The sequence below is a fragment of the Hymenobacter piscis genome, assembly GCF_018760735.1.
GTDB classification, from domain to species: domain Bacteria; phylum Bacteroidota; class Bacteroidia; order Cytophagales; family Hymenobacteraceae; genus Hymenobacter; species Hymenobacter piscis.
Window position 1 is genome coordinate 1 of sequence record NZ_JAHHZN010000055.1, and the last position, 766, is coordinate 766.

The window sequence follows — 766 nt, forward strand, 5'->3', positions numbered from 1 at the left end:
TCTTTTCGTCTTTCCAATGGAAGTCCTTTCCAAAGATATGATTCGGCAGTGGATTCTGCCGGCGCTGACCTTTTCGTCCCACGGCCGCCCTTCGGTGGTGGAGCCGAGTGAGTTGGTCGAAGCCATTTTATACAAGCTCAAGAGCGGCTGCCAGTGGCGCTACTTGCCTGTCAAGCAGTTTTTTACGGGTGCCTGCCTGACGTGGCAAGGCGTGTACGCGCGCTTCAACGCCTGGCGCAAGGATGGCTCCTGGCAGACGATGTGGGCCCGCGTGTTGCACGCCCACCGGGCGCACCTGGACTGCTCCAGCGTACAGCTCGACGGCAGCCACACGCCGGCCAAAAACGGGGGCGAGGCCGTGGGCTATCAGGGCCGCAAAAAGGCCCGCACCACCACGGCCTTGTTCGTGGTCGACAACCAGGGCCAGCCGCTGGCCTGTGCCAGCCCGCAGGCGGGCCAGCACGCCGACAGCTACCGCTTGCCCGAGTTGTTCGGGGAACTCTGCGCCACGCTCGAGGCGGCTGGTATTGCCGTGGCGGGCCTGTTTGTGAATGCCGATAAAGCCTTCGATACCACCGCCTTCCGCCAGGAATGCGCCCGGCGCGACATCCAGGCCAACATTCCCCGTAACGGCCGCGCGGCCGACTGGCAGACGGACGATGACCCCTTCTTTGCCCCCGAACTCTACCGCCGCCGCGCCGTCGGCGAGCACGCCAACGCCTGGCTCGACGGCTTCAAGACCTTGCGCGTGCGCTACGACACCAGC

General features: G+C 64.8%; 1 protein-coding gene. It reads left to right on the forward strand.

Annotated features, from left to right (window positions below; all coding sequences use genetic code 11):
- Nucleotides 1-16 precede the first annotated feature (16 nt).
- The coding region (locus KLP40_RS21050) for an IS5 family transposase (RefSeq protein ID WP_215595810.1) at nucleotides 17-766 on the forward strand (750 nt) is incomplete at its 3' end.